At 73.4% G+C, this 12,313-nt stretch carries 14 protein-coding genes; 10 read left to right on the forward strand and 4 right to left on the reverse strand.

What is annotated here, in order from left to right; translation table 11 throughout:
• Positions 1-25 precede the first annotated feature (25 nt).
• Positions 26-976, forward strand: a complete 951-nt coding sequence (locus ACFYYW_RS26920) for an EamA family transporter (protein ID WP_352319217.1) — start codon at positions 26-28, stop codon at positions 974-976.
• Between the two features lie 62 nt (positions 977-1,038).
• Here the strand turns inward: ACFYYW_RS26920 and ACFYYW_RS26925 are convergent, their stop codons facing one another.
• A complete protein-coding gene (locus ACFYYW_RS26925; protein ID WP_352319219.1) occupies positions 1,039-1,407 on the reverse strand; it encodes a hypothetical protein in 369 nt (122 codons plus the stop codon).
• Between the two features lie 51 nt (positions 1,408-1,458).
• On the opposite strand from ACFYYW_RS26925, the gene ACFYYW_RS26930 reads away from it, so the two are divergent.
• The 6 genes from ACFYYW_RS26930 to ACFYYW_RS26955 are packed head-to-tail and all read left to right on the forward strand — an operon-like array spanning position 1,459 to position 5,334.
• Positions 1,459-2,100 carry a hypothetical protein gene (locus tag ACFYYW_RS26930; RefSeq protein ID WP_387652493.1) on the forward strand — a complete coding sequence of 214 codons (642 nt, stop codon included), beginning with the start codon at positions 1,459-1,461 and terminating at the stop codon, positions 2,098-2,100.
• A gap of 55 nt (positions 2,101-2,155) precedes the next feature.
• Positions 2,156-2,767 carry a molybdopterin-dependent oxidoreductase gene (locus ACFYYW_RS26935; RefSeq protein WP_352319223.1) on the forward strand — a complete coding sequence of 204 codons (612 nt, stop codon included), beginning with the start codon at positions 2,156-2,158 and terminating at the stop codon, positions 2,765-2,767.
• Positions 2,737-3,462, forward strand: a complete 726-nt coding sequence (locus ACFYYW_RS26940; protein WP_352319225.1) for a ferredoxin reductase — start codon at positions 2,737-2,739, stop codon at positions 3,460-3,462. The genes ACFYYW_RS26935 and ACFYYW_RS26940 overlap by 31 nt, the downstream gene beginning before the upstream one ends.
• 10 nt (positions 3,463-3,472) lie before the next feature.
• On the forward strand, positions 3,473-3,742 hold the full coding sequence (locus ACFYYW_RS26945; RefSeq protein WP_352319227.1) for a DUF6510 family protein: 270 nt from the start codon (positions 3,473-3,475) through the stop codon (positions 3,740-3,742).
• Between the two features lie 2 nt (positions 3,743-3,744).
• Positions 3,745-4,341, forward strand: a complete 597-nt coding sequence (locus ACFYYW_RS26950; RefSeq protein ID WP_352319229.1) for a sulfite oxidase-like oxidoreductase — start codon at positions 3,745-3,747, stop codon at positions 4,339-4,341.
• A gap of 60 nt (positions 4,342-4,401) precedes the next feature.
• Positions 4,402-5,334, forward strand: a complete 933-nt coding sequence (locus ACFYYW_RS26955) for an HpcH/HpaI aldolase/citrate lyase family protein (protein WP_387652496.1) — start codon at positions 4,402-4,404, stop codon at positions 5,332-5,334.
• Here ACFYYW_RS26955 and ACFYYW_RS26960 read toward each other — a convergent pair.
• Positions 5,324-5,881 (reverse strand): DUF6529 family protein, encoded by a 558-nt coding sequence (locus ACFYYW_RS26960; protein ID WP_387652498.1) that lies wholly within the window; start codon positions 5,879-5,881, stop codon positions 5,324-5,326. The genes ACFYYW_RS26955 and ACFYYW_RS26960 overlap by 11 nt on opposite strands.
• Positions 5,878-6,588, reverse strand: coding sequence for a hypothetical protein (locus tag ACFYYW_RS26965; RefSeq protein WP_387652500.1), 711 nt, complete (start codon positions 6,586-6,588; stop codon positions 5,878-5,880). The genes ACFYYW_RS26960 and ACFYYW_RS26965 overlap by 4 nt, the downstream gene beginning before the upstream one ends.
• Positions 6,589-6,778: 190 nt before the next feature.
• Here ACFYYW_RS26965 and ACFYYW_RS26970 point away from each other — a divergent pair, with 190 nt between their 5' ends.
• Both ACFYYW_RS26970 and ACFYYW_RS26975 read left to right on the forward strand, forming a co-directional pair.
• Positions 6,779-7,705 carry a CPBP family intramembrane glutamic endopeptidase gene (locus ACFYYW_RS26970; RefSeq protein ID WP_387652502.1) on the forward strand — a complete coding sequence of 309 codons (927 nt, stop codon included), beginning with the start codon at positions 6,779-6,781 and terminating at the stop codon, positions 7,703-7,705.
• Positions 7,706-8,270: 565 nt separating this feature from the next.
• On the forward strand, positions 8,271-11,150 hold the full coding sequence (locus ACFYYW_RS26975) for a hypothetical protein (RefSeq protein ID WP_387652504.1): 2,880 nt from the start codon (positions 8,271-8,273) through the stop codon (positions 11,148-11,150).
• On the opposite strand, the gene ACFYYW_RS26980 is transcribed toward ACFYYW_RS26975, so the two are convergent.
• Complete coding sequence (locus tag ACFYYW_RS26980) at positions 11,134-11,535, reverse strand: NUDIX hydrolase (RefSeq protein WP_352319240.1); 402 nt, start codon at positions 11,533-11,535, stop codon at positions 11,134-11,136. The genes ACFYYW_RS26975 and ACFYYW_RS26980 overlap by 17 nt on opposite strands.
• A gap of 74 nt (positions 11,536-11,609) precedes the next feature.
• On the opposite strand from ACFYYW_RS26980, the gene ACFYYW_RS26985 reads away from it, so the two are divergent.
• A complete protein-coding gene (locus ACFYYW_RS26985; protein WP_352319242.1) occupies positions 11,610-12,236 on the forward strand; it encodes a DUF6758 family protein in 627 nt (208 codons plus the stop codon).
• Positions 12,237-12,313 lie beyond the last annotated feature (77 nt).

Genomic DNA, 12,313 nt, shown 5'->3' on the forward strand with positions numbered 1-12,313 from the left:
GATTACTGGGCACTAGGGGTACACCATGAGGCTGGCGGGGCTCGCACTGGCATTCGTGTCGTCGTGTTGTTTCGCGTTCTCCGGGCCGATGGCCAAGTACCTCATCACCGCCGGGCTCGCGCCGGTCGAGGCCGTCTGGACCCGGATGGCGGGCGCCGGGCTGCTGCTGGTCGCGGTGCTGGCGGTGGTCAAGCCGCGGGCCCTGCGCATCCCGCGGGCCCGGCTGCCGTTCCTCGGGCTCTACACCGTGATGGCCGTCGCGGGCGTGCAGTCGCTCTACTTCGTCGCCATCACCCGGCTGCCGGTGGGGATCGCGCTGCTGCTGGAGTTCATGGCGCCGGTGATGGTGGTGGCCTGGGTCAGGCTCGTCCGCAAGGTACGCCTGGCCGGGGCCGCCTACGTCGGCGCGGTGATCGCGTTCGTCGGCCTGGCGATCGTCGTCGAGGCGTGGCAGGGCATGCGCCTGGACGCGCTCGGCCTGCTCCTCGGCCTGCTGGCCGGGGCGTGCTGCGCCGGGTACTTCCTGATGGGCGACAGCATGGGCCCCGACATCGACCTGCTCGGCCTGGTCGCCTGGGGCATGGTCGGCTCGGCCGTCGTGCTCATCCCCTTCGCGCAGCCCTGGGACATCCCCTGGGAGGCCTTCACGCTCTCCGTCGCCCCGCAGGGCGGCACGACGCTGCCGGTGCTGGGGGCGTACCTGTGGCTGGTGCTGGTGGCGACCGCGTTGGCGTACATCCTCAGCATGAACATGGTGCGGCGGCTGTCGGCGGCGGTGGGGGCGACGGTCGCCTCGCTGGAGGTCATCGGCGGCGCGGTGGTCGCGTGGGCGCTGGTCGGCGAGACGCTGGGGGTGTTCCAGATCGTCGGCGGGCTGATCGTGCTCGGCGGCGCGCTGCTCGCCCAGACCGCCACCTCGGGCGGCGGGCCGGCCCCCGCCCCGGACCGCCCGGCCGAGGTCACCGCCCAGGTGTGAGCCCGGCCGAGGTCACCGCTCAGGTGTGAGCCCGGCCGCCGCGGAGCCGGGCGCGCCGGGGGTCAGCGTTCCGGCGTGAGGCGCAGGACGGTCGAGTCGCGGGCCCAGCGCTCGGTCAGGTGCTCGCTGTCGGGGGCGTTGAGCCGCTCCTTGGCCAGCACCGCCACGGCGTCGGCCGCCGCGGCCTGGTCGACGACCGAGACCGCCGCGTCGAACTCCACCAGCCGCGCGCCGTTGTCCTTGCTGCGCAGCGTCACGCGCACCCGGTCGAGCGCGCCGAGGCCCGGCAGGTCCTGCTCGCCGCCGCCGGTCACGAGGTAGATGGCGCCGTCGTGCCAGGCGTGCCAGGCCAGGCGCGGGCGGTCGAGGGCGAGCCAGAGGATGCCGGACTTCTTGGCGCCCTCCTCGATGGCCGCGATGTCGTCGCTCACGTTCAGACTGTAACCCCCGAACCGCTCGGGGCCCGCGCGCGTTTCACCGGTATGCGGTCGTTCATCCTCGTCCTCGTCCTCGTCGCGGGCTGCGGCGCCGCCGGTCCTGAGCCGCCGTCCGCGTGCCGGTCCTCCGCCCGTACGGGGCCGCTGGACACGCGCGTCCTGCGGCAGACCGTGTACGACTACCCGGCCTCCCCGACGCCTGAAGCGCTCGCCGGGACGGTGGAGGCCGTCGTCACCGGCCACCTGACGGGCTGGGTCGCCGGGCCCGTGGTCGAGGAGGGCATCCCGGGGGACCGCACCCATTACGTCCTCATGCGCGCCCAGGTCGAAGAGCGGCTCAAGGGCGCCGCCGCGGACGTCGCGGACGTCGCGTTCCACCAAGGCGCGGCGGTGGACGACGCGGGCACGCCCGTCCACAGCGTGGCCGACTTCGCCCGCGCGGCGCCCCCGGGCACCCGGGTGCTGCTGTTCATGAACCGCGCCAGAGCGACCGGCAAGGTCGTCGAGGGACGCCCGGTCGCCTGGTCGACGCCCCCGCAGGGCGTGATCCTGCACGAGGTGACCGACGACCCCGGCGGCCGGGCCGTCGGCGGCAGGGACGAGATCTTCTCCTCGACCGGCTGGAACCAGCCGTGCGGCATCGACGGCCTGATCGCCCGCCTGCGCGCCCACGGATTCACCGGCTGAACACTTTGCCCTTTTCTGGTGTCCGCCGGGTGCTCTGTCGGGGAGAACCGCATTCATGGGGATCGTCTCTCGCGGCTTCGCCGGGAAACACTTCCGGCGGCCGCGGCCGGAGCTGGCCGGGCGGGTGCCGCCGGGCCAGTACCTGGCTGAGGGGTTCCCGGTGCTCACTGCGGGGGCGACGCAGCACATCCGGACCGAGCGGTGGTCGTTCACCGTCAGGGGCGGCGCGGGCGAGCCCACCTGGACGTGGACGGACCTGCTGTCGCTGCCCGCCGAGCAGATCACCGTGGACATCCACTGCGTCACCCACTGGAGCAAGCTCGACACCACCTGGACGGGCGTGTCCCTCGACCGGCTGCTGACCGGCGCCGACCGGGCGGCCGGGTACGCCCTGGCCGTCAGCTACGGCGGCTACGCCACCAACCTGCCGGTCGAGGAGATCGTGGACGGCAAGGCGTGGCTGGTCTACGCCTACGAGGGCGCGCCGATCCCGCCCGAGCACGGCGGCCCGGTGCGGATGCTGGTGCCCGCCCACTACCTGTGGAAGAGCGCCAAGTGGATCCACGAGCTGTGGCTCATGGACGAAGACCGCCCCGGCTTCTGGGAGCGGTCCGGCTATCACAACTTCGGGGACCCATGGCGGGAACAGCGGTACTACGACGACTGACCTGGCAGCCGGCCACGATCGCCGAGGTCGTCCCGGAGACCGACCAGACGCGTACGCTGCTGCTCGACGTGCCCGGCTGGCCGGGACACCGCGCCGGCCAGCACGTGGACGTGCGGCTGACGGCCGACGACGGCTACCAGGCGACCCGGGCGTACTCGCTGGCCGGCGCGCCCGGCGAGCGGCCCTCGATCACCGTGGTCAGGGTGGCGGGCGGCGAGGTGTCGCCGTACCTGGTGGAGGTGGCCGAGGCCGGCGACCAACTGGAGGTGCGCGGCCCGATCGGCGGCTACTTCGTGTGGGAGCCCATGCCGGAGCGGCGGCCGCTGCTGCTGGTCGCGGGCGGGTCGGGCGTGGTGCCGCTGCGCTCGATGCTGCGCCACCGCGCCCGGCTGGGCGACGGCACCCCGGTCCGGCTCGTCTACTCCGTACGCGACCCCGGCCAGGTGATCTACCGCGACGAGCTGGAGTCCGCCGGCGCCGAGGTGACCTTCGTCTACACCCGCTCGGCCCCCACCGACTGGCCCGAGCCCGTGGGCCGGGTGGACCGCTCGCAACTGGTCCGGCTGGCCTGGCCGCCCGCCCACGAGCCGCTGGCCTACGTCTGCGGCCCGACCGCGTTCGTCGAGCACGTCGCCGCCATCCTCACCGCCCTGGGCTACCCGCCCACCGACGTCCGCACCGAGCGGTACGGCTAGGAGAGACACCATGCAACAACCCGTGGACGGCAACGCCGCGGCAGGCCCGCTGGCCCAGTTCTTCGGCCGGGACATGACGGCCGCCCAGGGCGTCTGCGCGCAGTGCGGCATGAACGGCCCGCTGGGGGAGGCCACCGTGTACGGCCCCGCCCCCGGCACCGTGCTGCGCTGCCCGAACTGCGACAACGTGCTCATGACCCTGGTGGAGGCGCCGGGCCGGATGATGGCCGCGATGCCGGGCCTCGGCCTGCTGGAGACGCCCGTGCAGGGAGGTGGCTGACCGTGGCCGTCGTCTCGAAGGGCTTCAAGGGGCGCGGCGGGCACGACGACCGTCTGCCGCCCGGCCAGTACCTCACGCCCGGCTTCCCCGTCCTGTCCGCGGGCCCGACACCCCGGGTGGACACCGCCGGCTGGACGTTCACCCTGGTCACCGAGGCCGGCCGGGAACGCGTCTGGACCTGGGACGAGTTGCTCGACCTGCCCCAGAGCGCCCCGCACACCGACCTCCACTGCGTCACCGGCTGGTCGAAGTTCGACACCGACTGGCAGGGCGTGTCGATCGACGTCCTGCTCGACGACGTGGACACGCAGGCGGAGTTCGCGGAGGCGTACTGCCACGGCGGCTACACGACCAACCTGCCGCTGGCCGACCTGCGCGGCGGCAGGGCGTGGATCGTCCACACCTTCGACGGCGACCCGCTGCCCGCCGAGCACGGCGGCCCGGCCCGGCTGCTGGTCCCGCACCTGTACCTCTGGAAGTCCGCCAAATGGGTCAAGGGCCTGCGCCTGCTCGACCGCGACCGGCCCGGCTTCTGGGAACGGGCCGGGTACCACAACTACGGCGACCCCTGGCGCGAGCAGCGCTACTGGAACAGCTGATCGTGCCCATAGACGGGGGACGCCTGCCGCGGGCGGCCCGGCAGCCGTTAGCGTTGGCGCATGCGCTCACGTCGTTCCGTGCTCTCCGTGCCGGGCAGCAACCCCCGCTTCCTGGAGAAGGCCCAGACCCTGCCCGCCGACGAGGTCTTCCTCGACCTTGAGGACTCCGTCGCGCCGCTGGCCAAGGACGAGGCCCGCAAGAACGTCGTGACCGCGCTGCGCGAGGGCGACTGGACCGGCAGGACCCGCGCGGTCAGGGTCAACGACCTGACCACGATGTGGACGTACCGGGACGTCATCGAGGTCGTGGAGGGCGCCGGGCAGTTCCTCGACTGCCTGATCCTGCCCAAGGTCCAGGACCCGACCGAGGTCGTCTGGCTCGACACGCTGCTGACCCAGATCGAGCGGTCGATGGGCTACGAGGTGGGCCGCATCGGCATCGAGGCCCAGATCGAGAACGCCCGCGGCCTGGTCAACGTCGACGCCATCGCCGGGTCGTCCAGGAGGCTGGAGGCCCTGGTGTTCGGGCCGGCCGACTTCATGGCCTCGATCAACATGCGCACCCTCGTGGTCGGCGAGCAGCCGCCCGGCTACGAGGAGGGCGACGCCTACCACTACATCCTCATGCGCCTGCTGATGGCCGCCAGGATGCACGACCTCCAGGTGATCGACGGCCCCTACCTCCAGATCAAGGACGTCGAGGGCTACCGCCGGGTCGCCCGCCGGGCCGCCGCGCTCGGGTTCGACGGCAAGTGGGTGCTGCACCCCCTGCAGGTGGAGGCGGCCAACGAGGTGTTCTCGCCGAGCCAGGAGGACTACGACCACGCCGAGCTGATCCTGGAGGCGTACGAGCACTACACCACCGTCGAGCGGCGCGGCGCGGTCATGCTGGGCGAGGAGATGATCGACGAGGCGTCCCGCAAGATGGCGCTCGTCGTGGCCGCCAAGGGCAGGGCGGCCGGTCTGGCGAGGACGAAGACGTTCACACCTTGACGCCCACCGCGGTGAAGAACCACAACGACGAGGTCAGCCAGAGCCCGACCAGCGCCGTGAACGCCAGCCCGCCGAGCACCGGCAGCGTCCAGCCCGGCGCGTCGCGCTTGGGCAGCGCCAGCATCTTCGCCGTGAACACGCCGTAGAAGAAGCAGCCGAGCAGCGAGTGGGCCAGCACGCGCGGCACGTCGAACTGCAGGCCCAGGGCGTACAGGCAGTGGAAGGCGACGGGGATCGTGAGGAGGAAGGCCAGCCGCCCCGACCAGCGGTGGACGCCCTCCGGGAGCTCGATCCCCAGCCTTCCCCACATCGACAGCGCCGAGACCACCTGGACGATCGCCAGCGCGAACGCTCCCGTCGTCAGCCACGCCTTCATCGGCAGCGCGCCGGAGAACCCGGCCGGGCCGATCGCGAACCCCGTGGGCGTGTGCGCCCGGCCGTACACGCCGAGCCCCAGCGCCACCAGGCCGCCGGCCAGCAGCGGGATCAGCAGCACGGCGGCCGTGCGGTGGGCGGGCCGGTGCGAGGGACGGTGGATGGCGGTCATTGCATCTCCTCGATGAAGCCGTCCACGTCCTTCGGAAGGACCGTGGCGCCGGCGACGGTGACGGGGGTGGTGGGCCGGCCGGCGTCCAGCCGGGGGATGTCCACCTGGTCCTGGCCCAGGAACGCGGCGCCGACCTGGTCGTAGCCGCCGCCGGGGCGCGGGACGCGGATCCAGCCCGCTCGCAGCCTCGCGCCTCTGACCTGCGCGGTCGCCCGGTACAGCCCGGACGGCCGGACCACGGCGGGCGCGATGAAGGTCCACCTCCCGCCGCCGACGGACAGGCTGCCCCTGGCGCGTCCGCCGCCGAGCGTGGCGGTCAGCCGGGCCGTGCCCGGGCCCTTCAGCACGGCCTTCCCGCCGGCCTCGCCGCCCTTGAACCAGGCTTCCGACCTGCCGTCGCAGAAGTAGCCGACGGCCTTGCCGTCGCGGACGGAGATCGCTATCAGGCCGCCGTTGCCCTTGACGTACCCGCCGTAGTCGGCCTTGGGGATCTTCGCGGCCTCGGTGGGCGCGGGCGACGCCGACGACGACACCGACGGCGACGACCCGGACGGCGACGGTGTGGCGGCGGCCTGGGTCGGCGACCCGGCTGCCACGGTGCCGGTGGGATCGTCGGCCGCCGGTGCCGCGGTGACGCTGGCGACGCCCAGCCCCGCGGCCAGGACCGCGCCCGCCGCCAGGGTGATGAAAGGTCCCAGCCTTGACATGGACTGCTCCCGAACTCCGAAGGGGCGAAATGCCGTACGACTCCGAGCATCCGCCCAAAGGGGTGGGTCGTCTGTGAACTAATGCTCACCCGGCAGACAGAATGTATGGATGCAGGAGAACCCTGGACCGAATCCGCCATATGGCAGTCAGCCGCCTGGGCCGCCCGTCTATCCTTATGGGCCGCCGCCCGTGCCGCAGCCGCGGTCCTGGTTCCTACCGACGCCGCGGGGGGCTCGTTACGACCATCTCGCCCGCACCGCGGCGAACGAGCCGTGGCGGGCCGTCGTCGGCACGATCCTCGTGGGCGTCGGGTTCTTCGTCGTCGGCACCGGTGTGCTGCTCGTGGGCAAGGTCGCCGAGTTGATCCTCGGCCTGCCCGCGCCGACCGACCCCGGGCAGATCTTCGGCGATCCGGTGTTCGGGCTGGTGATGGTGCTGCTGTCGATCGCCGCCGTGCTGCCGCTCGTCTTCGGCACCGCCGCGCTCGTCCAGCGCCGCCGGCCCGGCACGCTGTCGTCGGTCGCCGGACGGCTGCGCTGGTCCTGGTTGCTGCGCTGCCTCGGCCTGGCCGTGCTGGCGCTGGTGCTGGGCCAGATCGCGCAGGTCACGGCCCTGTCGTTGTCGGGGGAGGGGTACTCCGACCTGTTCGGCTGGGTCGGCTGGGGACGGTTCCTGCCCGCCCTCGTGGTGATCGTGCTGCTGGTGCCGTTCCAGGCGGCGACCGAGGAGTACATCTTCCGCGGCTGGTTCGTCCAGGCGGTCGGCGTGCACGTGCGCAATCCGGTGTGGGCCATCCTCATCGGGTCCCTGCTGTTTGCGTCGCTGCACGGCTACTCGTGGGTGGGGCTGCTCGACGTGTTCGCCTTCGGCGCGGTGATGGGCTGGCTGGCCGTACGGACCGGGGGGCTGGAGGCGCCGATCGCGTTGCACGTGATGAACAACATGCTGGCCTTCGGGCTCAGCGCGGCCTCCGGCAGCCTGGAGGACGCGCTGGACCAGGGCAAGACGCCCATCCCGTGGCAGGCGTTGTCGGGAACGGTGGTGCAGCTCGCGGTGTATGCGATTGGTGTGTTCTATATATCCAAAAAGCGGGCAATTAGTGCTATTTCTGGATAAATCAGGCGAGAGGTTCCGGAAATCTCGCTAGAGAGGTCTCGCCAATCCGGCTCAGGCATGCTGGTCTGGTTCCTGTGGGACAGGCGAGGGCGTCACGGAGGTGATCGTTTTGGTGGGACGGGGTAGAAAATAGGCGCATAAGGTGGGACGGGATTTGTGGAACGGTCCGTAGGAAACGGCCCGTTCGCTCACCGTTTCCCCGCGCAACCCGGTTGACCAGGTCCGATTCGACGGGTTCCACCTGTACGACGAGTTCGACTAGGAGGTGCGGCGCGTGGCCTCCGGCCCCAGCGATCCGCCACGGCGACCGCCGGACGACGACGACCCGCGTCCTGAGGACGCCGCGGAACCCCCCTCTCCCGACGAGCCCGGCACCTCTCCCGGGCCCAGGGCCGCGTCCGAGCAGGCCAGGGCCTCTTCCGGGCAGCCCGGAGCCTCTTCCGGGGAGTCCGGGCCCTCTTCCGGGGAGGCCAGGGCCTCTTCCGGGGAGCCCAGGATCCGCCACTCACCGCCCGGGCCCACCGACGACCGGGCCCGGGGCTTACCCTTGACCTCCCCTTGGGGCATGCCGCCGTTCGCGTCCCCGATCCCGGAGGAGTCGCCGCAGGAACCGCCCAAGGGGCGCAGACCGTACAGCTCGCCGACGGCCGAGCCCGAGGTCGAGCCGCGCCGCCGTCCCCGGCGCATCGTCAACCGCCCGGACAAGCTCGTCGCCGGCGGCCCGCCCCGCCAGGAACCGCCCGCCGCGCCCCCGCCCACTGCGCCGCCGTCCGAGCCCCCGGCCCCGCCCGCCGCCGGCCCCCAGGAGGGCACGGCCCCCGCGGTCCCCTACCGCGAGCCGCCCTACCACCTGCCGCTCCCCGCCGACGAGGCCCCCGCCACCCAGCCCCCGCCCGCGCCGCCCGAAACCCCCCGACCGCACGACCGCGGACCGCACGACCCCGGATCCCAGACCTCCGGACCGCACGACCCCGAGGTCCGCGACGCCGAGGTCCGCGACCCCGAGGCCCGGGATGCCGAGGCCGCGGTGGCCGGTGAGGAGGACGCCGAGGTCAGACGGGTCGGACGGCCGCCCGGCGGGCGTCCCACGAGACCGGACCTGCTGGTCGCCACCGGCCCGCCGCGCCCCGGCGGCGCCGGCGGCAGGCACCACAGAGGCCCGGCCCCGGCCGCCGTACGCCGGTCCAGCCCCGTGCACCGGGGCAGCAGGGCCGCCCCCATCGCCCTCACCATGGCCCTGGCGCTCCTGGTGGCCGCGGGGGTGCTCGTCTGGCGCTGGAGCGACACCGACGCCCCCGGACTGCGCCTGGAGGCCGGCACCGGCCGTTCGGGGGACGACCTGTTCACCGTCCCGGCCGCCGGCGTCGGCACCAACCAGAAGCTCAACGACATCGTCTCCGTCGGCCGCGCGGTGGTCGCGGTGGGCAGCGACACCACCAGCCCGACCCCGCGCCCGCTCTTCCTGTTCTCGCCCGACGCCGGCAAGCACTGGCAGCTCGGCCAGGTGAGCGGCGCCTCCACGCCCATCGTCCAGCGCGTGGTCGGCGGCGACGGCCGCTGGCTGGCCAGCGGCGGCGACGGCCCGTCCGGCGAGCGCGGCCTGTGGACCAGCGTCGACGGCTTCAGCTGGACGACGGTCAACGCGACCGGCATGGCCGCCTTCCGGCCCGGCGACCAGATCTACGACATCGCCAGGACGGCCTCCGGCTTCGTCGCCGTCGGCGCCACGCCGGGGGACGGCGGCCCCGGCCCGGCGGCCTGGCGCTCGTCCGACGGCCGGGCCTGGGAGCGCGTGGAGACCAGGGGGCTGGACGTCCAGGAGATCAGGGCGGTCGTCGCCCAGGGCGACACGGTCGTGGCCGTCGGCCGCCCGGCCGACGGGAGCGGCTCACGGGTGCTGCGCTCGTCCGACGGCGGACGCGACTGGCAGGCGACCGGCTTCCAGCTGCCCGAGGCCGAGCCGCGCACGGGCACGGTGGCCGTGCTGCCCAAACGGTTCGTCCTGGTGCCGACCAGGCAGCGTACGGTTGACGGCGGCGTGCGCGTCTACTGCTCGCCCACGGGCGCCCAGTGGTCGCAGTGCGGTTCCATCGGCGGCCTGAGCGGCGAGAGCCCCGGGGTGGAGTCGCTGGTCTCCTACCGGTCCGGCGTGGCCGCGATCAGCCAGGCCACCTTGGGCAAGTACTCGGTCCTGACCAGCGCCGACGGGCGCGGCTGGACCAAGCGGGCCGACCTCGGCGACCTGGCGGGCGCCACGCTGCGCGGCTTCACGATCTCCGACGGCGGCACCCTGTTCGCCGGCGGCGACCAGGCCGCCTCCGACGTCGACAACCAGCTCGTGCTGATGACCGCGCCGCCGCGCGGCGCCGCCTCCCGCGTCCAGCTCGGCCAGGTCGAGGGCCTGACCAGGGTGTCGCGCGAGACCACCCGCCTCGCGGCCGCCGGCGGCCGGTACGTCGCGGTCGGCGCGGCCTCCGGCGACGCCGGCCTGTGGACGATCAGCAACTGGCAGCGCTGGAAGTCGATGAGCCTCGGCGGCCCCGGCAGGCAGATCCTGGAGGACGTCGCCCACGGCGCTCGCGGCTGGCTGGCGGCCGGCAGCACCCAGACGAACCTGGCCGTCACCGACCCCCTGCTCGTCACCTCCGACGACGGCGAGAACTGGCGGCGGGTGCCGGTCTCCGGCGACCTGGCCCGCGATCGCGACCGGCCCTACCTGGACACCCACGCCGTCGCGGCCGGCAAGAAGGGGTACGTGCTGGCCGGCGAGTCCCACGACCAGGCGGGCTCGGTGGCCGCCGCCATGTGGTTCACGCCCGACCTGCGCAAGTACACGCGGTCCAGGAAGCTGCCCCAGGGCGGCTCGGGCGTCCGCGTCCACGACGTGATCGCGACCCAGGGCGGCTACGTCGCGGTCGGCGGGTCGGGGAGCGGCGACCGGGAGAACAGCGTGGTCTGGTTCTCCGACGACGGCGTCAACTGGAGCGCCCGCAAACGGCTCACCCCGCCGGACGCCACGTCGGCCGGGCTTCGGCAGGTCACGACGTACCACGACAAGCTCGTCGCCATCGGCACGGCCGTGACGGACGGCGCACGCCGCGCCTTCTCCGCCGTCTCCGACGACGACGGCGAGAGCTGGACGACGGCCTGGCTGCCCGCGGACCAGGCGGCGGCCGTGCACGACCTGGCCGCGGGCGACCAGGGCCTGGTGGCGGTCGGCTGGCACGGCGTCCCCGGCGAGGGCGACAGCGCGGCCTGGGTGTCCCAGGACGGCCTGTCGTGGAACCGCATGGCCCTGACCAGGGACCGGCTCTCCGGCCTCGGCATGCAGGCCCTGACGGCCGTGGCGATCAGCGGCACGGAGGTGGTGGCGCTCGGCCGGTCCACGACGTACGACACCGACCACCTGATCCTGTGGACCTCCAGCCTCACCGCCAACCGGTGAGCACGCCCCACTCGGTCAGGCAGCCGAGCAGCCCCTCGGTGAGCGGGAGCAGCGCCAGCTCGCCGGGGCCGCACCAGCGCACGTCGGCGGCGTCGTCCCCGGCCACGGGCACGCCGCCGGCGCAGGTGGCCAGGTAGTCGCGGATCACGTACGTGACGCCGCCCGGCCCGGGACGCTCCACCGTGCCGGCCAGGCGGCCCACCTCGACGCGCAGCCCGGTCTCCTCCATGACCTCGCGGCGCAGGCCGGCCGCGTCGCTCTCGCCGGGCTCCAGCCGGCCGCCCGGGAGCGACCACAGGCCCATGCCCGGCGGGCGGCCGCGCCGGATGAGAAGAAGCCGGTCAGAGGCGTCGAAAATGATCGCGCCGACACAATTTACGCGCACATGACCAAGATTACGACGGGATAACGGGTCCCGGTCTTGACGCGGCCGTGCCGGAGGAAGCACCGTGGGTAGCTGTGAGAGCGGCTCCTACCTGCCCAAGGTGCTTCGGCCCGCTTCACGGGTCGAGCGCCCTGTCCAGTGCGTTCCATTGCGACACGCACGGCGACGTCCTGCCGTACCAGCCTCCGCGACCGCCCACGGGCGAATCGCTGGAGGCCCTGCGGAAACGCTCGGTGGTGCCCGTGTGGCTGCCCTGGCCATTGCCGCCCGGCTGGACGGTGACCGGGTTCGGTGAGGTCGGCGACGAACGCACCGGCTCGCGGGCCAGCGTGGTCGCGCTGAGCGGCCCCTCGCCCATCGAGGGGCCGGCCGACCTGCTGGTCATCGCCGAGGAGCCGGGCGTCGGGCTCGGCGCGACGTTCGCGGGGCTCGACGGGCCCGACCCCGGTGAGGGGTTCGACTCCGGGCCGCCCAACGCGAAGATCGAGGTGCTGGGGCATCCTACGGCGATGTGGTGCCTGGCCGGCATCGACGACCGGGCCGTCTACGCCGGTGAGGCGCTGGGCAACTGGTTGTGGACCATCGCCTGGCCCGCCGAGGCGGGCTGCATGATCGCGCTGGCCGAGCTGTCCCTCCAGGACGCCCGCGACCGCGAGTTCGAGGTGCCGTTCGGCGGGTTCTCGCCGCTGCTGGAAGACTGAGGGCCGGAAATCGAGCGCCCGGCGGGCCGGGCGCGGGGCTGAGCAAGGATCGCCTCCCCCGGGCGGCCGGTTGGGGG

The sequence above is a fragment of the Nonomuraea sp. NPDC001831 genome (assembly GCF_042892035.1).
In the GTDB taxonomy this organism is placed as follows: domain Bacteria; phylum Actinomycetota; class Actinomycetes; order Streptosporangiales; family Streptosporangiaceae; genus Nonomuraea.